Below are 25,862 nucleotides of genomic sequence, written 5' to 3' on the forward strand. Positions count from 1 at the left end.
ATTACTCTTTATTCGAACGAAAGAACTTCAAAAGAAATGGTCCACTGGTTACATTCCAAACTGGTCTATGGTTATGAACCAGCTTCTTTTATATGATCAAATTAAAGATAGAGTTATTAAGTATCTTGAATAACTTACACACTTAATTTGACAAAGCCTAGAAATGACATTTTTGATTACTAAAAAATTACTCAAGTCGTGGCTTAAGACCTGAATAAAGCCAAGAAATCGCCTAAGTCTTAGCTTAACGTCTAAATAAAGCCAAGAGATAAGCGAAGTCGTAGCTTAACTTCCTAATAAAGCCAAGAGATAGCTTAAGCCTCAGCTCCCAATCGCCAACACCCAATTCCAACACCTAAATTAACCCCAACGTCCTACCCAAATCCATAAACCAAACCTCCCCAAATTCACTCATTCCACCTTGTCTTCATATCTTATTATTTAAGTCTTATGACCAAATTTTTAAATTTCGCTCTTTTTTATTGTATAATTTGTTGAGTATATTGTTATACCCGTGTTAGTATAAGTAAGGTAGGTCATGATAGCAGGTGCTAATTTTAGCTATAAGTACATAATAGAATGGATTTGGATGAAATGAAATTATCAAAAGCAGATCGCCAGAGGGAATTAACAAATCGTTTGAAAGCTGAACCTTTCATAACTGACGAAACTTTAAGTGAATATTTTAAAGTAAGCATCCAAACTATTAGACTAGATAGAATGGAGCTAGGTATTCCAGAATTAAGACGCCGCATCAAAGATGTAGCAACACAAAATCATGATGAAATTAAATCATTACCCATCGAAGATGTCATTGGGGAAATTATAGATATTGAATTAGATAAATCAGCAATATCTATTATAGATATTAAGGAAGAACATGTTTTTACACGTAACGGTATTGCTAGAGGACACTATTTATTTGCCCAAGCTAACTCATTATGTGTAGCATTGATTAATGATGAATTAGCATTAACAACTAAGAGTAATGTTCAATTCAAAAAATCAGTAAAACTAAATGAAAGAGTCATTGCTAAAGCTACTGTGATTCATAAATCGAAACATATAGCTAAAGTTGATGTCACAAGCACTGTTCATGGAGAAACTGTTTTCCAAGGACAATTTGAAATGTATTATTCGAGCGAGGGTGAAAATAATGGTTAAGATTGCGATAGATATGATGGGCGGAGATGACGCGCCAGGTATCGTAATAGAAGCGGTTAAACAAGCAGTTAATGATTTTCCAGATTTAGAAATTTTGTTATATGGTGACGAAAAACAATTTGATTACAAACATGATCGTATCACTTTTTATCATACTGATGAAAAGATAACAATGGATGACGAACCTGTTAGATCAATTAAGAAAAAGAAAAACGCTTCAATGGTTTTAATGGCGAATGCTGTTAAAGAAGGTAAAGCTGAAGCATGTGTATCAGCTGGTAATACAGGTGCACTTATGAGTAGTGGATTATTTATTGTCGGCAGAATAAAAGGTATTGAAAGACCTGCATTAGTTGCAACTTTCCCAACAGTGACAGGTAAAGGATTTGTATTTTTAGATATTGGTGCAAACTCAGATGCTAAACCTGAACATCTTGTGCAATATGCTAAAATGGGTGAAATTTATGCCAAACAAATTAGAAGTATTGAAAAACCTTCATTAGCACTTTTAAATATTGGTACTGAAGAAACAAAAGGTAATGCTTTAATGAAAAAGACTTATCAATTACTTAAAGAAGAACAATTTGATAACTTTATTGGAAATGTTGAAGCAAAATCTTTATTGTTAGATGCATGTGATGTCGTAGTATCAGATGGATATAACGGTAACATGGTGTTAAAAACAATCGAAGGTACAGCAACAGGTATATTTAAAATGTTAAAAGAAGCGATGACTGCTTCAACTAAAAATAAACTTGCTGCACTTACTTTGAAAAAAGATATTAAAAAAATCAGCAATAAAATGGACTATGCAGAATACGGTGGTTCAGTACTATTAGGATTAAATGGTGTTGTTGTTAAAGCACACGGCTCATCAGATCAACGTGCATTCTATAATGCAATTAAACAAGCTAAGCTAGCTGCAGATACTAAAATAGTAGATAAAATGAAGAAAGCAGTAGGTGAAATAAATGGGTAAAGTTGCAATCATGTTCCCTGGTCAAGGGTCACAAAAAGTTGGAATGGCAGAAGATTTATATCAAGAAGAAATTAATGCAACATCAATTTTAGAAAGAGCAAATGAATCTTTATCATTTGATTTACTTGAAATTATGTTTAAAGATCCAGAAGAAATTCTTGGATTAACTGAATATACACAACCAGCATTATTAACGCATAGTTCAGCTTTAATGAATGCTTTAAAAGATTTAAATTATGACTACGCATTAGGACATAGTTTAGGTGAATATTCAGCATTAGTATCAGAAGGTGTATTAAAGTTTGAAGATGCCGTTCAAATCGTACATAAACGTGGTACATTAATGTCTGAAGCTTTTCCACAAGGTGTAGGTTCTATGGCAGCAGTACTTGGTTTAGACATTGAAAAAGTGAGAGAAATCTGTGAACAATTATCAACAGAGGACAAACTTATTGAACCAGCAAACATCAATTGTCCAGGTCAAATCGTTGTATCTGGTCATGCAGAACTCATTGATAAACTTGCTGCAGAAGGTAAATCACTAGGTGCTAAACGTGTTATGCCATTAAAAGTTTCAGGACCATTTCACTCTTCAATGATGAAAACTATAGCAGATGATTTTGAAAACTACATTAATCAATTTGAGTGGAAAGATGCTAAACACCCAATTGTACAAAATGTATATGCTAAACCTGAAACAGATCATGAAGTTATTAAAGCGAACATGGTTAAACAATTATTCTCACCAGTTGAATTCAGTCAATCTGTTGAGTATTTAATTGAACAAGGTGTAGATCACTTTATCGAAGTCGGTCCTAACAAAGTATTATCTGGCTTAGTTAAAAAAATTAGTCGTGATGTTAAAATAACATCAATTCAAACAATTGATGATATTAAAGGATGGAATGAATAATGACAAAAACAGCTATCGTTACAGGTGCTTCTAGAGGTATTGGTCGTAAAATTGCATTAGAACTTGGTAAAGAAGGTTACAATGTAGTTGTGAACTATGCAGGAAATAAAGAAAAAGCAGAAGAAGTCGTTTCTGAAATTAAATCATTTGGTGTAGAAGCATTTGCATTTCAAGCAAATGTAAGTGAGCAAGATGAAGTAAAAGCTATGATTAAAGAAACAACATCTCAATTTGGTACTATCGACGTACTCGTCAATAATGCAGGTATTACAAGAGATAATTTATTGATGCGTATGAAACAAGACGAATGGGATGACGTGATTAATACAAACTTAAAAGGTGTATTTAACTGTGTTCAAGCAGTAACTAGACCAATGTTAAAACAAAAATCTGGTCGTATCATTAACTTATCAAGTGTTGTAGGTTCACTAGGAAATGCAGGACAAGTGAACTATGTAGCAACTAAGTCAGGTGTTGAAGGAATGACAAGAACTTTTGCTAGAGAATTAGCATCTAGAGGAATTACTTGTAATGCAGTTGCACCAGGATTTATCGTGTCAGATATGACAGATCAATTATCTGATGAATTAAAAGAACAAATGAAATCACAAATTCCGCTTGCACGATTTGGAGAAGATAGTGATATTGCACATACAGTAGCATTTCTTGCAAGTGATAAAGCAAGCTATATTACTGGCCAAACAATTCACGTTAATGGCGGAATGTATATGCAATAAAAGCTACTTTTATAGTAGAATAGGATAGTAAGAGAAATTGAATTTCTTATTATATAAGATTTAAATCATTTAAAGGAGGTGAATGGAATGGCAAGTTTCGACAAAGTTAAAGACATTATTGTAGATCGTCTAGGTGTAGACGCTGAAAAAGTAACGCCTGAAGCTTCATTTAAAGATGATTTAGGTGCTGATTCTTTAGATATCGCAGAATTAGTAATGGAATTAGAAGATGAATTTGATATGGAAATTCCTGATGAGGAAGCAGAAAAAATCAACACAGTTGGTGACGCTGTAAAATATATTGAATCATTAGAAAAATAATTCAAATTATAAAAGCCCGTATACCAATGGTTTCGGGCTTTTTATTATGAATTTTTATGAAAAGGGGGCAAAAAGGGGGCAAAATCTATACGATATTAATATTTTCCAACTTATTTACTAACTCTTTAGACATTTTTTCAGATACGTGTGAGTATATTTTTAAAGTAGTATCATGATCATTATGACCAACTCTATCCATAGTAACTTTTAAAGGAATACCCATTTCAGCTAAAAGGGTTATATGTGAATGTCTGAATATATGAGTAGTCACTTTTTTATTGATCGAATCAATTTTATCTACAGCTTCTTCTAATATTTTATTTATTTGAGAAATAAAGATAGGGTTACCTTTACTTGTAGTGAAAATAAAACCTCGATTAATATATGATTTATTATAAAGTTGCAATTTTTTATTTTCATGGATAAGTGTTTTTAATATTTGGCAACTTCTATTATTTATATTAATTTTTCGAGTACTATATTCATTTTTAGTAGTATCTTTAACACCGTAACCACCATTGGACTTTTTCCAATTAATAGTTCCTTCTATCATTAATTCCTTTTTATCAAAGTCTATATTTTCAGTTTTAATAGCTAATAGTTCTCCAACCCTCATGCCATTTAAATACATAAATTCAATGATATATGCAGTTACAAATCGAATTCTTTTGCTATCTAATCTATTAAGTGCCTGGTAATCTTCCAGTATTTTATTAATTATTAATTTAACCTCTGAATTTTCCAAGAAAAATGATTGTTTATTTCTAATTTGTTCTATAGATAAACTTTTTCGTGGGAGAGTAATGTTATCAATGAAAGATATGTTTTCTAGGTTATAAAATTTATTAACGTATCGCATTATGTTTTTAAATAGGGATAATATCTTATAGCTATATTCATGAGCGATGTTTAATTCTAGAATTTTATCAAATTGCTTTTGAGTATAAGATAAATTTAACTTTTGAACTAACACATCGCTATTAAATAATTTTTTTAGTACTTTGAGTTCACTTTCTTTACTCAAAAATGTATTGTATTTATTACCCGAAGTCGCTTTGTAGTGTTTAAAATACTCATCACAGACCTCGAAAAAAGTTAAAGTACTTAATTGTTGTGTATTACTATTTGAAATAATAGAATTTATTTTTTTATCTAGCAATAACACAGCTTCATTTTTAGCCTTTTTTGTACATGTATTCATACTTATACTTACTTTTTTACTTTTATTAGTAAGTGGATCTTTATATCTTTCATAAAATTTATAAGTTGTTTTTCCATTTTTTAAAACCCTTTCTTCATACCACATGTTTTTATACCTCCAAAATTACATCAAATCGATTTAATACCAACTAAAGGATGTGTTTTGCTTCTATTGATTAACATCTCTAGTCTTTTATATGCCTCTAAATACGTTACCTTAAAGTAATATACAAGCTGTTCAGCAGTCCATAACTCATTTGTAACGATTAATCTTTCAGGCATACGTAGTAATAAAGAAAACTTTTCTGCTTCTGCTTCTTGTTTAAAATTAAATAGATTTTTAGTTTTCGTTTGATTACCAAAATGCAAATGGAAATGTGCAAACTCATGACAAAATGCTTTCCACATATTTTCAGTAGTATCATTTTTGACGAATATAACATCTCTATTTCTTACTTTGGCATAAAGTGTAATAGAGGAGTTATAAACTACTAGAATGTTATAAATATTGCTTAAAAACTCTATATTCAAATCACTGTTATCTAAAATCGTATATGCAGTGATATCATTTACTAAATCTTCGACTCTCATTTTATTTCCTCCAAATCTAATCAAATGATCTAATTAACTTAATCACTTTGCCGATTATATTTACGTTGTTTATATCTTCAATAGAGTAGCTGCTGTTATTAATAGCTACATAGTTTGATAGTTTTTTTATTTCAAAACTATCTGATTCAATAAAATTAATTTCGGCAACAAACTGATTAATAGGTGTACCATTCATTTCATCTTTAATAACTACAATATCTTTATCAAATAGCAAAGGTTCAATGTTGTCTGTTTCATCAAAGTAAATAATAATTGCTTGATCGTTGTTTTCTATTTTTTTATTATCTCTCGAAGTTGCAAACTTCGATATTCCAGTTCTAAATTGTTTATATCTTTCAGGTATTTCAATTAATGTGTTTGTATTCATGTTCTATTCCTCCAATTTATAAGAACGTATGTTCGGTTTAAGATTGAAATAAAAGCCGACCAAAATATTTAGTGGTCAGCTAAATTAAAGTTATTAAAATTCTAAACGTAATTTTTTCTCTTCAAAAGTAACATCCATTGATTCATCATCATACATTTCAGGCAAGATAAAATCTAACCATTCTAAATCATCTGCTGTAGATGTTTCTAATTCATAATAGATCACACCAGTTGATTTAACTTTTCCTTTTAAATCAGTTTTTATAATCTTATTAGGCGTTATCATAGAAGGCTCAATTTGTTCTTGGTTGTTTGTGACAATCGTTGCTTGGTCAATGTAATACTCTTGTGGAGTTTCCGAAGTATTTTCTAATTCTAGTTCAATACCTAGAAGATAAGCAGTATCTCCAACATTATAGTTTTCAAATTCGTATTCATTATCCTCAGTAACTTTTACTTTATAAGTTTTCATTTCTTTAAAATTAACATTTATACTACCGACTTGTTGAGTATAGGTAATGTCTTCTTTTTTAACTTCTTTTAAATCATCAGCTACATTAAATGAATCAGAACTTTCATTGTCTTCATCATCTTCTAAACCATTTTCAGTTTCATCAGCTACATCTTCTTCATTATATTTATTAAAAACTCTATCATATTCTTTAAATAATTCTGAACCAACAATTTTTTTGAATTCAGCATCAGATATGTCTTCTGAGATAGAAGAATATTCATCAATTTTATTTTCCATTCTACTTTGAATATCTTCTATGTTTTTACTGAATTCATCTTCAGTAATTGATTCAGATTGATATTTCTCCAACTCTGATGCTAAGCTACTTAGAAATTCTGAGAATGTTTCATTTATACCAACAAAACTATCATTTATTTTCTTTTCATTTTCTTTCCCTTCTAAATTTTTGATATTCTTTTGATGAAGTTTTAAGTTTTCTTTTAATTCATTAGAATATTGTCTATAAGCATCAATCATGCCTTGTACATCATCTCCTCCATCTTGATTTGAATCGATGTAGTTCATCATAATTTCATAAGAACCTAAATCCATACTCATATAATTTCTTAATTCTTTATTGTATTGCTTATCTTCTTTTTTATTGTTTTTTTCTTTAGTAGTTGTTTCTTGATTCTTTTCTTCACTACCTGATGTATTCCCGCATGCACCAAGTAATAAAGTTCCCGTAAGTGTTGCTAATAAAAGTTTTTTCATTTATGCATCTCCTTATAAATAAGTTTTTAAGTTGAAACTATTACATCTTCAATAATTCATTCTTTTTCTTATCAAATTCGTCTTGGTTAATTATTCCATCATCTAATAATTGTTTGAATTTCATGATCTCATCAGCTACTGAAATAGATTGATTTTGATTAATATTTGTTTTTACTTCGTTCTTTTCAATTTGTTCTTGAATTGTTACAGACATTCTTTCAACTGTTTCCTTCATAATATTCTTTATAAGAATTGAAGTGGAACCATGATGAACCTCTAGTTCTCCAAATACAATGCCTAACTTGTAGCTTACAGAATTTATCTTTGTAAAAGGATATTCGAATTTTTTTAATCCGTATATCATCCCTTTGTCTAAAAATAACAATCTTAAATCGGTACAAACAATTAAATAAGTATTGTTATCTATAAAACCAGATGTAGCATACAACACCGATTCATCTTTCTTTAATAATTGAACCAATGTTTTAACTTCTTTTTTAGTACCAAATAGGTCAGTGACACCTATATCTTTTAAGTGTTGAAACATGTCATCGACACGCTTGGTATAATCTTCAATAGTAAAATTCTGTCCAGAACTTTTATTGATATGAAATTCTTTATATGCATCTATTTGTTTATCTTTAGGTAATTTTTTATACTTTTTCTTTTCTTCTCTACTAAGTGAAGCGTAATATTCTCCTTCTCTTAATGCTTCTTTTGGATTCAGTATAACTGGTCTCATTTATGCATCCCCTTTTTAAGTAATTAAAACTAAATTTATATTAAATATACCTTTATGCAAATTATAAACCATATTCTACTAATTTAGTACAATCTAAAATTTGGTTAAAAAATATAAACTAACAGGTTGTTAGTTCATACTCTTTTCTATTGTTCACCTTTAGCCTTCTTGTCTTTCTCGATATAGAAGTCGGCTAAATCTGATAATTCTCGCATAATTTCTTTTTTACGGTCGTCTGAGAGTTCGTCCCATCCTTCTTTGTCTGAAAACATCAAAACTTCAGCATCTTCAAGTAGGTTAAGTCTTTCCTTAGTTTTACGACCATGTAATTCATCTAATGTAACGTTAAATAGATCGGCTAATTTATATTGTATTGAAATATCTGGTGTTCTTATATTTCTTTCATATCCAGAATAAGTATTTTTAGCGACACCTATTTTTTTAGAAACCTCATCTTGTGTGAGTTTTTTAGATTTACGTAATTGTTTTAGGTTTGAACCTAACAAAGTAATCACCTCTATACATTGAATTATACGCAAAATGAGTACAAAATAAAGATTAATGTTAAAAAGTTCTCGAAAAGAGAATTTTATTGTTGACTGTGTACTCACAATGAGTTATACTCAATTTGAGAACAAGGAGGTGCTGGAAAATGAGTAAACTCAAACAAATAAGATTACAAAATAAAATGACTCAAAAAGATGTAGCAAATTTACTTAATATACCTAAAACAACATACATCGGATACGAGCAAGGCAGAAGGAAACTACCAGTTCCAATTGCAATTGAGTTAGGTAAAATTTATAACTTAAACTGGGCTATTTTTTTTGATGACTATGTACTCAATACGAGAACTTTTCAGAACACTTGATTTATTCGACTAACTAAATAATACGAAATAATACGTGAACATGATAGACCAGTCAGTTCACTGTTGACGTCCTACTAGAGCGTTTAAGAGCGAGAGTGAGCGACGATATGAGCCAAGCTTAAATACATCTAATAGTCATTGCCAAGACTAAACGTTGTAATAGGACGTCAACAAAAGAAAAGGAGGAACTAAACTATGTCTAATTTAAAGATATTGCCTAATGAAAAAAATGTAATCGTAGATTCAGAACAAGTAGTGTTTAATCCTATTTATGCTAAACCTGGTCCAGTAGGAAAAGCATTTGGAGTAGGTAGAACAACAGTATACAACTGGTTGAAATCATATGAACAAGACAATTTAGGTATCGAGGGAATGTATCTTGATTTAACACCTGGATTAACACTAATCAATATTCAAAAACTAGAAGAATTTTTAAAGAAGAAACATAAAAAATGGTTATAGGAGGTCTGTACATGAGCAAATTAAATCTAATCAAAATAACACTTCTAATCATCAACTTGGTGGAGGAGGTTAGAAGTGTATCTAGTAAAAATTAGGAGGAATAAATTATGGATGAAGACAAGTTTTTAATGATATTTACTATCTTTACTTTGTGTATAAATCTGATAGCTCTACTAGCAAATCTTTTCCTATAGAAATTTCAAATTTCTTTGTTTTTCTACTAGTTGCTATTTTGAATTTCAAAGATTTATAATCGAAAGTTTTGTCGTTTTCGTTTTTCATAAATTGTAGATAACATTTTTGGGTTTGATAAGCTGATAAATTTATCGGTAACCCGTGTGTCTTATGATTATCATCAAAATATTTTCTACTCATAATATTTTCAACATGATAAACGACTTCGAATTTTTCATTATTAGATGTTGTTTCAATACCAGTAATTGAGAATGGTTTATTGGATTTATTTATAAATATAAACTCAATATAAAATTCTACACGAGAATCAACAATTTCATTAATTTTTACATCGAAATTTGTTCTTTGTTTCCAAAATAAAAACCAAAAGTTAATTACAGAAAGAATAAAGCCACCTGTTGCAAAAAATGTTTTAATCAATTCTGGCTCAATGAGTTTTATAATAACTTTCACCACACTTTCATAATAAATTAAATTAATTGTACCAAATTGAAATAATAAATCTATAACAAATTAAGGAGGTCATTAAAATGACAAGAGAATTACAAACTTTTAATTTTGAAGAATTGCCAGTAAGAACTTTAACAGTAAATGATGAACCACATTTTGTAGGAAAAGATGTGGCTGAGGTATTGGGGTATTCCAGGGCAGATAATGCTATTAGAAATCACGTAGATGAAGAAGATAAGCTAACGCACCGTTTCAGTGCATCAGGTCAAAGTAGGAATATGATAATCATCAATGAATCAGGTTTATACAGTTTAATCTTTTCATCAAAGTTAGATTCAGCTAAACGTTTTAAACGCTGGGTTACATCAGAGGTATTACCAACATTAAGAAAGACTGGTTCATATCAAGTTAAACCTTTAACAACATCAGAACAAATTCAACTGATTGCACAAGGTAATACCGAATTAGATGAAAGAGTAACAGCTATAGAAGAAAGTTATCCAATTATGCACGGACAAGCAAAACATATTCAACAATTAGTTGCTCGTAAAGTAGCAGAGATCGTTAGGAATAAATTCAATGGATACTACAAAGAAACATCTAAGAAATTGTTTGCAGAAATCTATAGAAGTATTAAAAAAATCTTCCAAGTACCAACATATAACAGTATTCCAAGAGGACGTTATGAAGAAGCAGTAAAGTTCGTTGAACAATGGAAACCCTCATTCGAAACAGTGTATCAACTAGAACTTAACCTTAAAGAAGCATAAAAAAATAACTGAACCAGGTGACCAAACCTAGTCCAGTTACACTCAATGACCAAATTGAGATTTTAGAACACATCATTTATTCGACCAAATGATGATAACTAAATAATACATCACATGATGTGAACTTTAAAGACGGAACAGTTAACCAAACACACGCATTAATCAATAAGGATTATAGAAAGAAGGAGAACAATATGGCACATGTAATCAAAAGGCAAATAGACAGAACAGGAATGACACAACAGAGATTGGCAGATATGGCATTAACAACAAAGAGCAACATGTCAATGATGATTAACGGTCAAAGAAATATATCTGCAGATACTTATAAAGCGCTAGCAACAAATAGTAATGACGGGGTTTTTGTAACTGATACATTAAATGAGTTTTCAGATGGTTTCTCAACTCCTGCGCACAGTGACGAATATTATTATGATCACCCTGGTTTAGTTAAATATCAACTTATAAAAGAAATGAAAGAAGCAATTTATGCCTTAGAAGAATGTAATTTCTTAAAAAGACCAGAATATATGACTAGAGATGAAAAAGAAGAAATCGTTAAGACAATGTCCGAATGTGAAGATGTATTGTTCCACGGAACTGTATTTATCAATAAGACATGCGAACACATTAATAAAAATATTAGAGATTTAGTAAAAGCGCACGAACAGAAGTTAAAAATGGAACGCAGAATATAGGAGGTATTATATGAACATTTTAAAATATCCATTACTTACTTTAATTATTGTAATTGAGTTCTTTATCATAGCAAGTTTTTCAGTTACACCTATTGAACATTCCTTAATGTTTTGGCTTGTAACAGTATTGTTTTTCGAAATGTTCGACCATGTATTCAATAGCTTAAAAAATGATGAAATTTAAAGGAGGGATCTAAATGTTAGAAGTAGGAGAACAAAGGAATTCAAATTTTTCGTTACAGGGATTTTGGTTTGAAAAAGAAGTGATTTATTACGCTGACTATATTGATATGAAAATCAAATGTAATCGTACAGAAAGAACAGTAGTATCAGCTTGTTTTTCTTCAGCTGATGATTACGAAACACAGAAAGAAAACATTGAAGCAATGTTAAACGATTATTTATTAGAAAATACGACCGAAAACGAAAGATTATTTAACTATTTGACCAGTAGACAATGGAACCATGATTTATTCGACTAAAAAAGACACCTCGACCAAGGTGTCCAAATAAGAAATAAGATTTGTAAATATTATACCACAGGAGGATATGGATATGGAAATCAAGCTTATTAAGTTAGTGCTAGATAACTTTAAAGGCGCTAAACATTTTGAATTAAACGCCGAAGGTAAAGATATTGTTGTTAAAGGAGAAAATAACACAGGTAAAACAACGATTGCAGATGCTTTTTATTGGTTACTTTTCAACAAAGATAGTAAAGGTGCTACTAAATTCTCAATCAAAACATTAGATAGTGCAGGAGAAGAAATAAACAATTTAAAGCATAGCGTTTATGCAGTGTTGAACATTGACGGTAAAGAACAACATATTAAAAAAACGTATTCAGAGAAATGGACAAGAAAACGAGGACAAGCGAAATCAACTTTCACAGGACACGAAACGGTATATGAATTAGGTTTCTCAGAAGAAGAATTAACACCTAAAAAATTAAAAGACTTTAATGAATTTATAAATTCAATTATCAGTGATGAACAAATCTTCAAATTAACAACTAACCCGTTTTGGTTTAACAGTTTAAAACAAGATGAACGTAAAAAGATATTAATGAGTTTAGTTGATGAAGTGACGGACGAAGATGTAATTAATTCAGATAGTAAGTTGAAAGAACTTAAAAAATTATTAGGTGACGGATCATTAGAAGATTTTAAGATGCGAATAAGTCGAAATAAGAAATCTATCAATGAAGATTTAAAGGCTATTCCAGTACGTGTAGATGAAATCAATCACAACATGCCAGACGTTCGAAAATATAACAAACAAGCTTTAGAAGAAGAGTTAAACGAAATTAATAATCAAATTAAGCAAATAGACATTGAAATTAAAGATGTAGAGAACGGTTTGGAAATCGAAAAGATTGAGAAAGAAATCAAATCAAAAGAACTCGATATCCAGTATTTAAAAGATAATCACAATCATGGTAGCAAACGAGATTTATCGTCAATGATCAACCAAGATTCTGAACTACAAAGAGCCATTGCAACGAAACGTAGAGATTTAAGCAATTTAACAGCTGAACTGCAAAAAAATGAAAGTGTAATTGAAGAACAAAACGAAAAATTCAAAGCATTAGGTATTAAACATAAAGAATTAGTAAATGAACAGAAAGAGTTTACTACAGCAACTGTATGTGAGTGCTGTGGTCAAGATATACCAGAACATATGCAACAAGAAGCAATACAGAAAATGAAAGAGAATTACAACGCTGATAAGTCTGAAAGATTAGAGAAAATACAATCAGACGGTATTGAAATTAGAAATAAAGTGAAACAACTATCAGAACAAAACGATGAAATTGAATCAACTATGGAAGAACTGAAAGAAGAAATTGATAAAGAAACAAAGAATGTAGAAGAAATCAAAGAAAGTATCAAAAAAATCGAAAGCAATAATACAGATGTGAAAGATACAGACGAATACAAGCAATTAGATAGTGAAATTAAAGCCTTAAAAGAGAAAAAGGGACAATCTATCCAAAGTATCAATGAAGACGTTCAGAACATCGTTAAGAGCAAAAAAGAACCATTAATTAACCAGCAACAAGAGATTAAACAAAAGTTAGATGATATCCAAGTAAGTCAACGCGCTATAGATCGTATTAAAGAACTTGAAACTAAACAAGAACAATTAGCCCAAGAATATAACGAATTAGAACATGCGACGTTCTTAACAGAAGAATTTACGAAACAAAAAGTAAATCTGATGGAAGGTTCAATCAACGACAAGTTTGAAATCACTAAATTTAAATTGTTTGATGTCCAAATTAATCAAGGTGTTCAAGATGTTTGTATCGCAACACATAATGGCGTTCCATTTGATAGTGGATTAAATAACGCAGCAAGAATAAACGTCGGTTTAGACATCATAAACGCTTTATCTAAACACTATAACTTTTACGCACCAATCATGATTGACAATGCAGAATCTGTTACAGACGTTCATAAAACAACATCTCAACAAATTCAATTAGAAGTAAGTAAAAAGGACAAAGCGTTAACTGTAGAAGTAATTTAATAAAAATAATGGAGGAATTAAAATGACAAATCAAAATCAAGTAGTAGAGAAATCAAGTACAACATATGAGGTTAATGGTGAAACGGTTAAGTTATCACCTTCAATCATCAAAAAATATTTAGTAAGAGGTAACAAAGAAGTAAATGATCAAGAAATCATGATGTTCTTATCACTTTGCAAGTATCAAAAATTAAACCCGTTCTTAAATGAGGCATACATCGTTAAGTTTGGTGGAGATGCTCAAATAATTGTCGGTAAAGAGGCATTTATGAAACGTGCAGAGTCTAACGCTAAATACAAAGGTATTGCAGCAGGAATCATTGTAGAACGCAACAACGAGTTACACGAAATCGAAGGTGCTGTAAAGCTTAAAAACGATGTTTTAATAGGTGGCTGGGCAAAGGTTTATCGAGAAGATAGAGAAATGCCAATCGTAGCTAAAGTATCACTTGAAGAATACGACAAAAAGCAATCTACATGGAAACAAATGCCATTAACAATGATTAGAAAAACAGCAATCGTGAACGCACTACGTGAAGCTTTTCCAGAAAATCTAGGTGCTATGTATACCGAAGAAGAAAGTATTCAACCAATCAATGTAAATGACGATGTTCAGCAAGAAATTAAGCAAAATGCCAATAAAACAGCAATTGATATTCCGAAAGAAGAACCTCAAAAAGTTGAAACACCAAAACAACAAGAAAAAGTAGAAGTTGAGCCTGCACAGTTTGAAGAAGTTAAAGAACCGAAACAAGCTAATCAATCAATATTCGATGAAGGACTATTTGGTAATGAAAATTAATTGTATAGGTAGTGGTTCCAATGGGAACTGCTACCACATTACAGACGGTGAAACTGAAGTATTACTTGAATGTGGGTTTAACTTCAAAAAGATACAACAAGCTTTAAATTACCAACTAAAAACCATTTCAGCATGTTTAATCAGTCATAGACACAATGATCATATCAAAGGATTAAAAGAACTATTGAATTACGGTATCAACTGTTATATCGGAGAAATCGAAAAAGACGAACTGATAGCAATAGATAAAAGATACGACAACTTTAGATTGAAAGGTATTCAACCGTTAGAATATTTCAAGATTGGCACGTTAACAATATTACCTTTTGATGTGCAGCATGACACAGGTCAGCCATTAGGTTATCTCATTCAGTCAGACAGTGGCGACAAGCTACTGTTTGCGACTGATACCTATTACATCAAATATACATTTACAGGACTCACTCATATGCTTATTGAATGTAATAACAGTATCGAAATATTAAATCAAAATGTAGAAAATGGCGTACTAAATTCATCTTTGAAAAAGCGAATTAGAAAAAGTCATTTCAGTTTAGAGAATGTAATTGATTTTCTAAATGACTGTGATTTATCGAGATTGAAAGAAACGTATTTAATTCATTTATCTGATAGTAATTCAGACGAAGTTTTGTTTAAGAAATCTATTCAGAAAGTTACTGGAAGACCAGTATATGTACTTTAAGAAAGGAGAATTAACATGGCAATATTCCGAGTTTATAAAGAAACAGGTAATTTTGTAACTGTTCATAAAAATTTCATTCACGACAATAAAATAAGCTGGAAAGCTAAAGGGATATTACTATATCTACTTAGTCGTCCAGATGATTGGCAAGTATATGAAACAGAATTAGTAAAACACACTAGTGATGGGCTTAGTAGTTTAAAAAGTGGCATCAAAGAACTTGAAGAAATTGGTTATATACGAAGAACAAGAAAACGTGATGATAAAGGAAGATTAAAGGAATATGAATATTCAGTATTTGAACATCCTACCCACATGCGATTATCCAATGTAGGTAAATCCAACGTAGGAAATTCCAACATAGGAAAAACCTACGTAGGAGAATCGAACACTACTAATAATAATAGTACTTATAATGACTCAACTAATATTGATAGTAATAAGAATAACAGTAGTAGTAAGCAGCAGTCGCCGTTTGACTTTTACCAAGTTAATGGGTTTGGAGTTCTTAAACCATATATATCTGACCAAATCGGATCATGGATAGATGACTTTGGAGAGAATGGAAATGAAATTGTTATCGAAGCAATGAAAGAGTCTTTAAACAACAATGTATACAAATGGAATTATGTGAATTCAATTTTGAAATCATGGTTCAACGATGGAATTAGATCAGTAGATGATATTTTAGCAAGAAATAATAAACGTAGTAAACAAGAAGAAATAGCTGATGAAGATAATCCATATCTTAAATATATGAATAGTTGAGGTGATTAAATGAATGGTCTATTCAATCCAAAGCTAGCGAATAAGTTAGAACAAAAAATGCAGCCTAAGTTATTAGAAGAAGGCAAGTGTGAGAAATGTGGTCGAGATTATGAGGAATATCAATTTAAAAATGGTTATACCTACAGACTAGGTTGTGACTGCGACATGATTGAACACGGTAAAGAGTTAACACGTAATTTCAAGCAACGTCAAAAACAGAAAGAAATAAATAGAATTTTAAGTTTTTCAAGTGAGAACGAAGAAACTAAAAACGCTACTTTCGAAACTTACATTCCAGAAAATCAAAACCAAGAAAAGGCAAAAGTAATCTGCGAAAGATATGCCAACTCATTTGATAAAGAAAATAAGCAGTCGCTTTTATTACAAGGTTCATTTGGATTAGGAAAATCACACTTAGCAATGTCGATTTTAAAAGAAGTGAAAGCTAAAAATTATTCAGTACTCTTTATTAATTTAACTGAATTGATTTCGAAGTTTAGATCTACTTTTGACAAAGATAGCGAGTATTCAGAAACAGATTTAGAAAGAGCAATAGGACAAGTTGATTTAATGGTTTTCGATGACTTCGGTATGAATGTTACAGACTATGGCATGTCAAAGCTATTTCAAATTGCTGAAAGTAGAGTTGGCAAGCACAACATCATAACAACTAATCTATCAGTCAAAGAACTAACGAAAACAAAAGACCAACAAAGATTATTTAGTCGGTTAATGTCTAACACCACTGGCATTACTTTGGAGGGCGACGATTACCGAATGAAAGGATTTAGAAGTCTAAAGTAATTAACAGGAGGAAATTAAATGATTCCAATAACAGTTGAAGACATTATGGAACGATTAAATTGTAGTGAGCAAAGGGCAAGATTATTTTTCAAATGGTATGGCGATAATCAAGAAAAAATACAACGAGAATTAGCCATACAAGAACACAAGCAAAGAACAACACCAGCAATCATAATTAATAAACCAATGGAGGTAGCAACAATATGATCAATAGAACAGTATTAGTAGGGCGATTAGTACGTGATCCAGAATACCGAACTACACCGAGTGGCGTTCAAGTAGCAACATTCACATTAGCAGTAAATCGTACTTTTACTAATCAACAAGGAGAACGTGAAGCAGATTACATCAATTGTGTTGTATTTAGAAAAACAGCAGAGAATGTAAACCAATATTTATCTAAAGGGAAATTAGCAGGCGTTGATGGAAGGTTACAAAGTAGAAGTTATGAAAACAAAGAAGGGCAAAAAGTATTTGTCACTGAAGTTGTTTGCGATAACGTTCAATTCCTAGAGCCAAAAGATAGTCAAAACGGCTCAAATTCATATCAAAATGGAACGAGTTATCAAAAGGGTAACAACTATACCCAAAATAATCAAAGCGTCCAACAGGGGCAAAATAAAGCGAAATACGACCAACAAAATAATCCGTTCAACAATGGCAGCGATTTTAATGATGACGATTTACCTTTTGACTAAATTTTAGGACATATCCTTTATTCGACGAGGTGCGAAATATGACAACAAAACCGATTTTTAGGCTATCAGATGCAGTTAAACAAAACTATAGGTTAAAACGTCCGTTAATTGACCAATTTCAGACGTTTATAGCAAGTATTAAGCAATCTGGACACTATATAAACGATACAGATGCTTTGCAGTGGTTTTTAAGAAAAAACGATGTATATGGCTTTATTTTATACATCGGCATGACCACTGAGAACGAAATTAGAGTAACGATGTCTGTTGAAAAGCAAAGACTTAAATCAAACAGAGTAAATTTGAACAAACTAAATGACCAAAATTAATGAGATAAGGAGTAGTTGAAAATGATTAATGAGTTAGCAATAAGATATAAACAACCATTTCATGAAGACAATATTATGATTGCAGAAAATCATAACGTACCAAAAGTTATTTATAGATCAAGAATATTAAACGGCTGGAATATTGACGAGGCGATACATGTATTTCCATCAAATGATGAACTTCAAAAGAATAATTTAAGAAGTGACGACCTTAAATTTACTGGTAGTCATATAGATAATTTGAATCGAATTTTAATACACGAAGAAGAAAAGAGACGACAAGTGTATAAAGAAAAATATGCAAAACCTAAACCATGGATTGAAAAATACCCACAAAAAACAGAATTTGGAGATTATGCTCAGCTACTTTTTCAAGAGTGTTGTGGGAGTTGGTCTAAATGATTACAAAAATTAGTGATGAAAATTCATGTTTTGAAGTTGGTAAAAATAATGTCGGTTATATCACTGAATGGAGAGTTGATGAAGATGTAGTCGATATCTTCAGAATAGCTGATGATAACCACAAATTAATAACATTTAAAGGATACGTTAACAAGCAATACCGAATTGAAAAACCAAAAGTTGCAGGTGTAAAAAAGCAACTAAGCATTTTTGACATTTAGGAGGAATTGGATATGAGAAATACATTAGGAGATTTAAATAACCATTTATTCGCTCAATTAGAAAGACTGAGTGATGAAGATATAAAAGGTGAAGAATTAAGAGAAGAAGTTAACCGATCTAAAGCTATTATGGGCATTGCCAAAAATATCATCGATAACGGAAGTTTAGTGTTAGAGAGTCAAAAATTTATTGATGAAAAATTCAATGATAATGGTAGCTTACCTAAGATGTTGGACGGTGGTAATAATGTCTAACAAATACACGGAAGAACAAACTCAATTTTTAAGGGATAACGTGAAAGGAACACCTTTTAAAACGCTAACTGAAATGTTTAATGAAAAATTTGGTACTAACAAAAGCGCTAGAACAATAAGTTCTTTTTGTGGAAGAAACAAATTAAGTAATGGTTTGAACACTCAATTTAAAAAAGGACATCAATCATGGAATAAAGGTGTTAAAGGAGTACATGCACCAGGTTCTGAAAAAGGTTGGTTTAAGAAAGGTAATGAACCTATAAACACTAGACCTATTGGAAGTACTTTAGTTGGAAAAGACGGATATCTACTAGTGAAAGTAAAAGATAAAGGTGCTCGTAAAGAAATGTGGAGACCAAAGCACGAACTGATTTGGGAAGAAGCAAACGGTCCAAAACCAGATAAACATGTCATTATCTTTGCAGACAGAAATAAAAGGAACTTTGATTTAAATAATTTAATACTTGTTAAGCGATCAGAACTATTGAAGTTAAATAAACAACATTTGATTTACGACAATCCAGAGTTAACGCAGGCTGGTTTAACTATCGTGAAAATACAAGAAAAACTACAAAAAGTCGAGGTATAACCTTATGGGACTACTTGATAAATATGTTCTATACAATTCAGAAGGCAAAAAGATGTTTACAGTGATACCTGGTAAAGAAATCAATACTTTGCTAGGTATGCCGCATACACCGTTTGTGAATCAAGAACATAAGTTGACAGGTAGTGAGTTAAGACAATTCAAAGCAGCACATGATTTGAAGTTAGAGAAAGAACTAAATGACCAATTAACAATATTTCATTTTTAAGGAGTGATGCTAAATGAACAACCATGTAAAAATACTTGAGTTGTTTGGTTTGGTGGCATAGGCGCACCTAGAAAAGCCATGTTAAATCTAGGCTATCCACACAAAGCTATTGATTATGTAGAAATAGATGAGAAATCAGTTAGAACATACAACGCACTATACGACCATTTACATCAACCACAATCAGTAGTCGGTTGGAATCTTAAACCAGACATATTGGTACATGGGAGTCCATGCCAAGACTTTAGTCGTGCTGGTACTAGATTAGGTGGTAATGATGAAGATAAAACACGTTCATCATTGATGTGGGAAACGATACGAATTATCGAAAACATGGGCGTTTGGAAACCTAAAGTTGTGATATGGGAAAACGTCAAAGGTGTGTTAGCAAAAGATATGATCCATAACTTTAAAAAGTATTTTGTTGAAATGGAACGACTAGGTTATACAAGCAATTATGAAGTGTTGGATAGTCGAGAGTTTGGCATACCACAAAAACGAGAACGCGTATTTGTTATCAGTATGTTAAATGGTCACTGGTTCGACTTCTCGACATTAAAAGGCAGACCAATGAGGAATGTGAGTGAGTTCTTAGAAACAGATGTTGATGATAAGTACACAATCAAATCACCATCAATGCTTAAAGCTATAAACAAGCGACAAGGTTTTGGTGGAGGGCTAAAACCAATTGAAGATTATAGCTGGACGATTACTACTAAACAAAATAGATGTCCTAACAGTGGCATAGTTCCAATCGGAAATGGTCAGTATCGATTACTAACCGAACTAGAGTGTTGGCGACTTATGGGCTTTGAAGATGAAGACTATTATAAGGTCGCTAATGAACATCCAACACGCAAGAATACGACAAATGGAACATTGTACAAGCAAGCTGGGAACAGTATTGTCGTGCAAGTGTTAGAGGCAATATTTAAAGAAGTGTTGAAAATCTTGAAAGAAGAAGTGAATGAACATGAAAAAGTTCAAGTATTGCAATGACGAGCAAATGGATCAAGCATTAAAACGTTATAAAAACGGTGGCAACAATAACAATATCTATGTCCAAGTGTTTGATACGGGACAAGTGGAAACCATTGAAGTATTTAAAGATGATATCGGCTTTGCAGTGTTTGATTCCGTTGAAGAAATGCACGAGTACTTTAGAACTACTGGAAAGCCTTATATAAAAGATTTAGTCGAAGGGAAACAAATGAATTTATTTTAGGAGGACTAAAACATGCCAACAATCAAATACACACGAGAAGACATAACTAAAATAGAGAATGAACGAGATAAATATAAACTACAACGTGATGAACTTATCAAAGACTTATCAAACTATCGCAGAGTGTTAAAAGTGTTTGCTAGATTAATCAAAAATAAATTAGATATCAACGCTAGTGATAGATATATTCAGTATCAGCATATGTTAGATGATATCGGTATCAATACTGATGAATTGGAGGCTGATTAACATGCCGAAGAAAGACTATGAAAACATGTGGCATAAGTTAAAGTCCGATGTTGAACGTAACATCATATCAGTTTACCCAGAAGTTAACGAACATGTGCCAGATTATCGAGCAGGGCAGTTTGATGTGTTAGAAAATCTAGGCGCACAGATTGACGAGTTAGAAGGCAATCATGATATTCAAAATATTATTGATGACATGAATAGGAGTGAGTGACTATGGCGTATGAGTTTAAGGATACAATAGTAGCCGAATTGACAAGCTTAGGCATGCAGTATAATAGCAACGCTCATTATGAAATGGCAGACGAACTTGAAGAAGTTTATATCAAAGCAAAAGCTTGGGATAAATACCTCGATAGTACTGTCAGACAAGAAGCAATAGACGAATTTGGGGAAGGCGACTCAAGAGTTGAATTCGCAGTAGAACTTACTGAAAGATTATATTGGGAGGAATAAATATATAAGAATTACCAACTGAAGATAGATCAACAGTTGATAATAGAAATAAAAAATTTCTGATATAAAAGCATCTATTTATTCTTTGAATGATAATTTTTGTAGTTATGTTCTTGAATTAAATTTTTAATATTATTGATAAGCATATTAGACAATGTTTTCATATCTTCATTACTTAAATCTTCATGACGTTGATAGGGGTGTGCTCCATCGTTACCTACCCATGCAATTAAGTCGGCAAGCCAATCGCTATCTGGCAAATTGAGAAGTTTAATTCTAGCAGGGAATGATTCTTTCTGTAATGAAGTAGTGCTTTTGTCTTCAAAGTTTATTAAATAATCCCAAACTAGTTGTTCAATAGCTTTACGATAACCTAATTTTAATAAATCTTCTAGATTTTGTTTCTCTGCCATTTTAAGTTGGCTATGTAACTTTATGAATTGGGGAGAACATGAAATTATTTCAGAAGACAAATCAACATTCTCATAGCTATATTCAGGTTGTATTTTATCAGCGTTATGAGTAGATACACCAGCTCTGTGTGAAGTAAGATTGTTCAATTCATATAATTGCAAAAAGTGTTGTTTACATTTATTACACTCTAAAATAATTGAAAAACTACGGTTATTATCTTCAATTCCAGAACAATTTAAATATTTTGGAGATTGAGCTAATTCGCAATAAGGACATTTTTCAGGCAAATTGATATTTACGAAGATTGAGTCATTGATGGACACGTTATTTAGAGTTTTGAAAACTTTTATTGTTAAGTCTGACATATTATTACCTCGCTTTCCTTGATTATCTCTTATTATACAAAATTTAAATATTGAAAGGATAGATGAATTTGAAACAATTAATAAAACAAGTAGAACAATGGTCAATTGATAAAGGGTTAGATAAAGGTAACAGTTTTACACAATACGCTAAATCTTCAGAAGAAATGGGAGAAGTTGCAGCAGCACTTTGTAGGAATGATATAGATAAACTTAGAGACGGTATAGGAGACGTTATCGTAACTTTAGTGATATTAGCACAACAAAATAATATGACGTTGCAGGAGTGCTTAGAACAGGCTTATGGAGAGATTAAAGATAGAACTGGAGTAATGAGTGAAGACGGATCGTTCATCAAATCAGAAGACTTATAAGGATAAGGGTGGCGAAAGTCACCCAGATATTGTAGAACGCATTAAGCAGATACTTAATAAGGAGGATACACAATGAAACTACTAATCACATTATTACTAAGCACAATCACATTATTCATATATGTTAAGCGTTCATACAAGTACTCTACTATACTAGACACAGTCGAACCACCGATTGATTATGAATCAGATAAGTATAAAGAGGCAGAAACGTGGTTTAGTGGAGTTGGTAGACATTGATATTAGGAATAATATTATTCGCAGTAATAGTCATTGCACTAATTATAAATGCAGTTAAGGAGTGAGAATATGGAAAAGACTAATGCAGAAATCATCCAAAATTTTAATAACTTAGAAGAATTAACAACGTGGCTTATTGAACAGCACGAAGACAACATGAAAACTATCCAATGGGAATTTTACGGTGGAAGAAATTACGAGAAAAATCTAAAAAAAGACGAGGAAGAAATAAAGGCACTTCATATGAAATTTAACGATTTGACGAATTAACATTATGAATTTTTAATCCCGCTAAATATAATTACACTAAATTATGAAAATAAGGTATATTGTTGTAAATAAACATTTGAAAGTAGGGTTAAAATGTTTGAGTTTATGATGTTGATTTCAATTTTAAGTATATCGATAATACTTATATTTACACTTTTGCATAATAATATAAGTAAAAAGACTATAAGGATGTTATTCATCCTTATAACTATAGTCTTGCTATATTTTATATATACTTTAATCACAATTTAAATAGGGGACAAAGATTTTCTATACATCAATAAGAAAAGGAGTGATCAATTGAATAGAAAACAAGCTAATCGAGGTAAGTGGTTTGAAACAGTAATAGGCAATATTAATCGCGTTTACAAACAAAAGAATATAGCAATAATCGATAAAGTAGCAACACCGATAAGTTATAACACAAGGACAGGTAAAGCACGTTATCAAGAAAAGAGTACAGTTGATTTTGTAGGCTGTAATAACAAAGGTAAGTACATAGCCTTTGATACGAAAGAAGTTAAAATTAAGAATTTACCTTTGAAAAATGTGAGTGATCATCAAGTTAAGTATTTGACCGATACTAAACGAATGGGTGCTGATGCTTTTCTATTAGTACTATTTAGATTTAACGACACATGTTTCAAGTTAGACATTGACCGGTTTAATAATTTTAAGAAACAACATGACCGTAAAAGTATTCCGTACGAATGGTTTAATGAAAATGCTGAATTAGTTAGGAGTGGTAATGGCGTAATTTTTGACTATTTAACCGATGTTGACCACATCGAAAACTAAACCAATCGGAGGAATTGAACACATGACTTATTCGACTAAATCCAAGTTATACAAAATAGAATCAAGAAAGAAAGCACTTGAATTAATTCATAATTATCACAGTAATTCTAATCAGTTAATAAAATATATTGAAGAGTACGGAGAAATGATAAAAGGCGCAAACATATCGCAATATGGAATTGAAGCTACTTTATCTAAAAGTAATGAAGTAAATACTACACCTTTTCTTTATGAGATAGAACGTAGAATGAAAAAAGATAGAATGTGTGAGAAATTAGGACTTAAATTAAGACCTGTACAAATGGCAAAGCAATTTATGAATGACGAAACTGAAGAGTTGGTATTAGAGTTAAGAATGGACGGTAAGTCGTTAAAACGTATACATGAAATTACAGGCGTTAACAAACGTGATCAATATAAAATATTCGATAAAATAGCAGATGATATTGTGAAATATAATTGAGTGTTCCAATGATACCATTTGCACCAATTGATACCGTTTGACACGATATTTTGTGAAAGTAAAAATAAGTTGTAAACTGTGGGTAGGAATAGGACGGCTCCTTACAATCAGACAAACTGGTTAAGTTTGGTCGTTGCTCTACACAGCCTTACGGCTATTATCCATATCCCTTCTATAATTATTAAAATTTTACCTGGCTATACTATTAACAATTTAGTATTATTAAGATAATAATTATTAGGTGTGATATTAATGAGTTTTTTACTTAATCCATATGTTTCTGCCTTCTTGTCTACTTTATTTGTGTCCACGATATTTTATTTAATAAAAAACGTAATCGCAATATACAGAAATAAAGCTAGTATAAAGAAAGCTGAACTAAAAATTATAGATTTATCATTAAGATATATTTATGCGCACAATAAATTTAGTTTAGATACATTAAATAGTATAATTTATGGTGTCTCAGTTAAAGAGAAAGTTAAAATAGAAAAATTAAGGAAACCAAATGATTTTCTTTCATGGATTATTGTGAAAATTATAGATGACTTTGTTTTGGATAATAATCAAAAAGATGAAAACATAGATAATATTATTAGCATAATAAATAAGACTTCATTTACGAAAGATATTAAACCTGATAGTCAAAAAGCTTTAAATAAAAGAAAGCGTTTAATTACAATATTAATTGTTGCTATAAGCTTTTCTTATCTATATTTAGGAATGATTTATCTATTAACTAGCCCAGAATTTAATGAACAGAGCATATTTGTTCGAGATGATGATTCAATTTTAATATTCTTTATGATTTCTGGTTTATTTGTTACTATTATGTCTTTTTTGGTAACAATAATAAGATATATAAAAAAAAGCACTCACTAACGGTACTGCACCCCTAAAGTTAGAGTAAAAAAACTAACTTTAGGGGTGTTTTAATATGACAAAATATAGTGATGAATTTAAGTTGAAAGTTG

43 protein-coding genes and 1 pseudogene are annotated in these 25,862 nt (G+C 31.0%); 36 read left to right on the forward strand and 8 right to left on the reverse strand.

Annotation, left to right across the window (positions count from 1 at the left end; all coding sequences use genetic code 11):
- From LQ686_RS11815 to LQ686_RS11840, 6 genes and pseudogenes are all read left to right on the forward strand, one after another.
- Positions 1-133, forward strand: a pseudogene (locus LQ686_RS11815) (IS256 family transposase); the annotation flags it as partial.
- A 461-nt stretch (positions 134-594) separates the two neighbouring features.
- Complete coding sequence (fapR, locus tag LQ686_RS11820) at positions 595-1,164, forward strand: transcription factor FapR (protein ID WP_025905295.1); 570 nt, start codon at positions 595-597, stop codon at positions 1,162-1,164.
- On the forward strand, positions 1,157-2,143 hold the full coding sequence (gene plsX, locus LQ686_RS11825; protein WP_107565446.1) for a phosphate acyltransferase PlsX: 987 nt from the start codon (positions 1,157-1,159) through the stop codon (positions 2,141-2,143). Before fapR ends, plsX begins: the two co-directional genes overlap by 8 nt.
- A complete protein-coding gene (fabD, locus tag LQ686_RS11830; RefSeq protein WP_107565447.1) occupies positions 2,136-3,056 on the forward strand; it encodes an ACP S-malonyltransferase in 921 nt (306 codons plus the stop codon). Before plsX ends, fabD begins: the two co-directional genes overlap by 8 nt.
- Positions 3,056-3,793, forward strand: a complete 738-nt coding sequence (gene fabG / locus LQ686_RS11835; RefSeq protein ID WP_025905298.1) for a 3-oxoacyl-[acyl-carrier-protein] reductase — start codon at positions 3,056-3,058, stop codon at positions 3,791-3,793. Before fabD ends, fabG begins: the two co-directional genes overlap by 1 nt.
- Positions 3,794-3,880: 87 nt before the next feature.
- Positions 3,881-4,114 carry an acyl carrier protein gene (locus tag LQ686_RS11840; RefSeq protein ID WP_017000113.1) on the forward strand — a complete coding sequence of 78 codons (234 nt, stop codon included), beginning with the start codon at positions 3,881-3,883 and terminating at the stop codon, positions 4,112-4,114.
- Between the two features lie 85 nt (positions 4,115-4,199).
- Here LQ686_RS11840 and LQ686_RS11845 read toward each other — a convergent pair whose 3' ends face one another.
- From LQ686_RS11845 to LQ686_RS11870, 6 genes are all read right to left on the reverse strand, one after another.
- Positions 4,200-5,420, reverse strand: a complete 1,221-nt coding sequence (locus LQ686_RS11845; protein WP_239733352.1) for a tyrosine-type recombinase/integrase — start codon at positions 5,418-5,420, stop codon at positions 4,200-4,202.
- A gap of 23 nt (positions 5,421-5,443) precedes the next feature.
- Positions 5,444-5,905, reverse strand: coding sequence for an ImmA/IrrE family metallo-endopeptidase (locus tag LQ686_RS11850; RefSeq protein WP_239733354.1), 462 nt, complete (start codon positions 5,903-5,905; stop codon positions 5,444-5,446).
- A 16-nt stretch (positions 5,906-5,921) separates the two neighbouring features.
- Positions 5,922-6,293 carry a hypothetical protein gene (locus tag LQ686_RS11855; RefSeq protein ID WP_239733355.1) on the reverse strand — a complete coding sequence of 124 codons (372 nt, stop codon included), beginning with the start codon at positions 6,291-6,293 and terminating at the stop codon, positions 5,922-5,924.
- Positions 6,294-6,386: 93 nt separating this feature from the next.
- Positions 6,387-7,520 (reverse strand): hypothetical protein, encoded by a 1,134-nt coding sequence (locus tag LQ686_RS11860; protein WP_239733357.1) that lies wholly within the window; start codon positions 7,518-7,520, stop codon positions 6,387-6,389.
- A gap of 40 nt (positions 7,521-7,560) precedes the next feature.
- Entirely contained in the window at positions 7,561-8,262 is a 702-nt protein-coding gene (locus LQ686_RS11865; protein WP_239733358.1) for a PH domain-containing protein, read from the reverse strand.
- Between the two features lie 146 nt (positions 8,263-8,408).
- Entirely contained in the window at positions 8,409-8,768 is a 360-nt protein-coding gene (locus LQ686_RS11870) for a helix-turn-helix domain-containing protein (RefSeq protein WP_239733359.1), read from the reverse strand.
- A gap of 146 nt (positions 8,769-8,914) precedes the next feature.
- On the opposite strand from LQ686_RS11870, the gene LQ686_RS11875 reads away from it, so the two are divergent.
- Both LQ686_RS11875 and LQ686_RS11880 read left to right on the forward strand, forming a co-directional pair.
- The gene (locus LQ686_RS11875) at positions 8,915-9,133 is read left to right on the forward strand and encodes a helix-turn-helix transcriptional regulator (protein ID WP_070373065.1); all 219 of its coding nucleotides are present in this window, start codon (positions 8,915-8,917) and stop codon (positions 9,131-9,133) included.
- A 195-nt stretch (positions 9,134-9,328) separates the two neighbouring features.
- The gene (locus LQ686_RS11880) at positions 9,329-9,595 is read left to right on the forward strand and encodes a helix-turn-helix domain-containing protein (protein ID WP_107610211.1); all 267 of its coding nucleotides are present in this window, start codon (positions 9,329-9,331) and stop codon (positions 9,593-9,595) included.
- A gap of 144 nt (positions 9,596-9,739) precedes the next feature.
- Here the strand turns inward: LQ686_RS11880 and LQ686_RS11885 are convergent, their stop codons facing one another.
- Positions 9,740-10,210: a hypothetical protein gene (locus LQ686_RS11885; protein ID WP_210142009.1), complete on the reverse strand. Its 471-nt coding sequence runs from the start codon at positions 10,208-10,210 to the stop codon at positions 9,740-9,742.
- A 110-nt stretch (positions 10,211-10,320) separates the two neighbouring features.
- Here LQ686_RS11885 and LQ686_RS11890 point away from each other — a divergent pair, with 110 nt between their 5' ends.
- From LQ686_RS11890 to LQ686_RS11995, 22 genes are all read left to right on the forward strand, one after another.
- A complete protein-coding gene (locus tag LQ686_RS11890; RefSeq protein WP_239733361.1) occupies positions 10,321-11,010 on the forward strand; it encodes a BRO family protein in 690 nt (229 codons plus the stop codon).
- 194 nt (positions 11,011-11,204) lie between these two features.
- On the forward strand, positions 11,205-11,708 hold the full coding sequence (locus tag LQ686_RS11895; RefSeq protein WP_191835891.1) for a helix-turn-helix domain-containing protein: 504 nt from the start codon (positions 11,205-11,207) through the stop codon (positions 11,706-11,708).
- A 10-nt stretch (positions 11,709-11,718) separates the two neighbouring features.
- A complete protein-coding gene (locus LQ686_RS11900) occupies positions 11,719-11,892 on the forward strand; it encodes a hypothetical protein (RefSeq protein ID WP_185805782.1) in 174 nt (57 codons plus the stop codon).
- 13 nt (positions 11,893-11,905) lie between these two features.
- Positions 11,906-12,190, forward strand: coding sequence for a hypothetical protein (locus LQ686_RS11905; protein WP_204236995.1), 285 nt, complete (start codon positions 11,906-11,908; stop codon positions 12,188-12,190).
- Between the two features lie 73 nt (positions 12,191-12,263).
- Positions 12,264-14,240 carry a hypothetical protein gene (locus LQ686_RS11910; RefSeq protein WP_239733363.1) on the forward strand — a complete coding sequence of 659 codons (1,977 nt, stop codon included), beginning with the start codon at positions 12,264-12,266 and terminating at the stop codon, positions 14,238-14,240.
- Between the two features lie 22 nt (positions 14,241-14,262).
- Positions 14,263-15,042, forward strand: a complete 780-nt coding sequence (gene bet / locus LQ686_RS11915; protein ID WP_239724742.1) for a phage recombination protein Bet — start codon at positions 14,263-14,265, stop codon at positions 15,040-15,042.
- On the forward strand, positions 15,032-15,745 hold the full coding sequence (locus LQ686_RS11920; RefSeq protein ID WP_239733364.1) for an MBL fold metallo-hydrolase: 714 nt from the start codon (positions 15,032-15,034) through the stop codon (positions 15,743-15,745). Before bet ends, LQ686_RS11920 begins: the two co-directional genes overlap by 11 nt.
- A gap of 15 nt (positions 15,746-15,760) precedes the next feature.
- Positions 15,761-16,513, forward strand: coding sequence for a DnaD domain protein (locus tag LQ686_RS11925; RefSeq protein WP_239733366.1), 753 nt, complete (start codon positions 15,761-15,763; stop codon positions 16,511-16,513).
- Between the two features lie 9 nt (positions 16,514-16,522).
- A complete protein-coding gene (locus LQ686_RS11930) occupies positions 16,523-17,317 on the forward strand; it encodes an ATP-binding protein (protein ID WP_239733367.1) in 795 nt (264 codons plus the stop codon).
- Between the two features lie 18 nt (positions 17,318-17,335).
- Positions 17,336-17,524 carry a hypothetical protein gene (locus LQ686_RS11935; RefSeq protein ID WP_210142899.1) on the forward strand — a complete coding sequence of 63 codons (189 nt, stop codon included), beginning with the start codon at positions 17,336-17,338 and terminating at the stop codon, positions 17,522-17,524.
- Positions 17,521-18,015: a single-stranded DNA-binding protein gene (ssb, locus tag LQ686_RS11940; RefSeq protein WP_119494081.1), complete on the forward strand. Its 495-nt coding sequence runs from the start codon at positions 17,521-17,523 to the stop codon at positions 18,013-18,015. Before LQ686_RS11935 ends, ssb begins: the two co-directional genes overlap by 4 nt.
- 38 nt (positions 18,016-18,053) lie before the next feature.
- Complete coding sequence (locus LQ686_RS11945) at positions 18,054-18,344, forward strand: hypothetical protein (RefSeq protein WP_119494080.1); 291 nt, start codon at positions 18,054-18,056, stop codon at positions 18,342-18,344.
- A 21-nt stretch (positions 18,345-18,365) separates the two neighbouring features.
- Positions 18,366-18,746, forward strand: coding sequence for a hypothetical protein (locus tag LQ686_RS11950; protein ID WP_119494079.1), 381 nt, complete (start codon positions 18,366-18,368; stop codon positions 18,744-18,746).
- The gene (locus LQ686_RS11955; RefSeq protein WP_239733369.1) at positions 18,743-18,967 is read left to right on the forward strand and encodes a hypothetical protein; all 225 of its coding nucleotides are present in this window, start codon (positions 18,743-18,745) and stop codon (positions 18,965-18,967) included. The genes LQ686_RS11950 and LQ686_RS11955 overlap by 4 nt, the downstream gene beginning before the upstream one ends.
- Before the next feature lie 12 nt (positions 18,968-18,979).
- Positions 18,980-19,222 (forward strand): hypothetical protein, encoded by a 243-nt coding sequence (locus LQ686_RS11960; protein ID WP_037587674.1) that lies wholly within the window; start codon positions 18,980-18,982, stop codon positions 19,220-19,222.
- The gene (locus LQ686_RS11965; RefSeq protein WP_239733370.1) at positions 19,215-19,811 is read left to right on the forward strand and encodes an HNH endonuclease signature motif containing protein; all 597 of its coding nucleotides are present in this window, start codon (positions 19,215-19,217) and stop codon (positions 19,809-19,811) included. The genes LQ686_RS11960 and LQ686_RS11965 overlap by 8 nt, the downstream gene beginning before the upstream one ends.
- Positions 19,812-19,815: 4 nt before the next feature.
- Entirely contained in the window at positions 19,816-20,037 is a 222-nt protein-coding gene (locus LQ686_RS11970; protein WP_119494076.1) for a DUF3269 family protein, read from the forward strand.
- Positions 20,038-20,094: 57 nt separating this feature from the next.
- On the forward strand, positions 20,095-21,036 hold the full coding sequence (locus LQ686_RS11975; RefSeq protein ID WP_423226965.1) for a DNA cytosine methyltransferase: 942 nt from the start codon (positions 20,095-20,097) through the stop codon (positions 21,034-21,036).
- Positions 21,011-21,262, forward strand: a complete 252-nt coding sequence (locus LQ686_RS11980; protein WP_107590675.1) for a hypothetical protein — start codon at positions 21,011-21,013, stop codon at positions 21,260-21,262. Before LQ686_RS11975 ends, LQ686_RS11980 begins: the two co-directional genes overlap by 26 nt.
- 12 nt (positions 21,263-21,274) lie before the next feature.
- A complete protein-coding gene (locus LQ686_RS11985) occupies positions 21,275-21,511 on the forward strand; it encodes a hypothetical protein (RefSeq protein ID WP_107590674.1) in 237 nt (78 codons plus the stop codon).
- A gap of 1 nt (position 21,512) precedes the next feature.
- Positions 21,513-21,725: a hypothetical protein gene (locus LQ686_RS11990; protein WP_129407624.1), complete on the forward strand. Its 213-nt coding sequence runs from the start codon at positions 21,513-21,515 to the stop codon at positions 21,723-21,725.
- A gap of 2 nt (positions 21,726-21,727) precedes the next feature.
- The gene (locus tag LQ686_RS11995; protein WP_239733375.1) at positions 21,728-21,967 is read left to right on the forward strand and encodes a hypothetical protein; all 240 of its coding nucleotides are present in this window, start codon (positions 21,728-21,730) and stop codon (positions 21,965-21,967) included.
- Between the two features lie 74 nt (positions 21,968-22,041).
- Here the strand turns inward: LQ686_RS11995 and LQ686_RS12000 are convergent, their stop codons facing one another.
- Positions 22,042-22,746, reverse strand: a complete 705-nt coding sequence (locus tag LQ686_RS12000; RefSeq protein ID WP_119494071.1) for a DUF4145 domain-containing protein — start codon at positions 22,744-22,746, stop codon at positions 22,042-22,044.
- A gap of 62 nt (positions 22,747-22,808) precedes the next feature.
- Here LQ686_RS12000 and LQ686_RS12005 point away from each other — a divergent pair, with 62 nt between their 5' ends.
- The 6 genes from LQ686_RS12005 to LQ686_RS12030 all read left to right on the forward strand — a co-directional run bounded on the left by LQ686_RS12005 (position 22,809) and on the right by LQ686_RS12030 (position 25,770).
- Positions 22,809-23,117 (forward strand): MazG-like family protein, encoded by a 309-nt coding sequence (locus LQ686_RS12005; protein WP_119494070.1) that lies wholly within the window; start codon positions 22,809-22,811, stop codon positions 23,115-23,117.
- A 72-nt stretch (positions 23,118-23,189) separates the two neighbouring features.
- Entirely contained in the window at positions 23,190-23,357 is a 168-nt protein-coding gene (locus tag LQ686_RS12010) for a hypothetical protein (RefSeq protein WP_182476409.1), read from the forward strand.
- A gap of 69 nt (positions 23,358-23,426) precedes the next feature.
- On the forward strand, positions 23,427-23,627 hold the full coding sequence (locus LQ686_RS12015) for a hypothetical protein (RefSeq protein WP_119494069.1): 201 nt from the start codon (positions 23,427-23,429) through the stop codon (positions 23,625-23,627).
- 300 nt (positions 23,628-23,927) lie between these two features.
- The gene (locus LQ686_RS12020) at positions 23,928-24,425 is read left to right on the forward strand and encodes a Holliday junction resolvase RecU (RefSeq protein WP_119494068.1); all 498 of its coding nucleotides are present in this window, start codon (positions 23,928-23,930) and stop codon (positions 24,423-24,425) included.
- A 22-nt stretch (positions 24,426-24,447) separates the two neighbouring features.
- Complete coding sequence (locus tag LQ686_RS12025; RefSeq protein WP_119494067.1) at positions 24,448-24,888, forward strand: hypothetical protein; 441 nt, start codon at positions 24,448-24,450, stop codon at positions 24,886-24,888.
- Positions 24,889-25,140: 252 nt separating this feature from the next.
- Positions 25,141-25,770 (forward strand): hypothetical protein, encoded by a 630-nt coding sequence (locus LQ686_RS12030; RefSeq protein WP_119494066.1) that lies wholly within the window; start codon positions 25,141-25,143, stop codon positions 25,768-25,770.
- Positions 25,771-25,862: the final 92 nt, after the last annotated feature.

The organism is Mammaliicoccus sp. J-M41, assembly GCF_022385935.1.
GTDB lineage: Bacteria > Bacillota > Bacilli > Staphylococcales > Staphylococcaceae > Mammaliicoccus > Mammaliicoccus sciuri_A.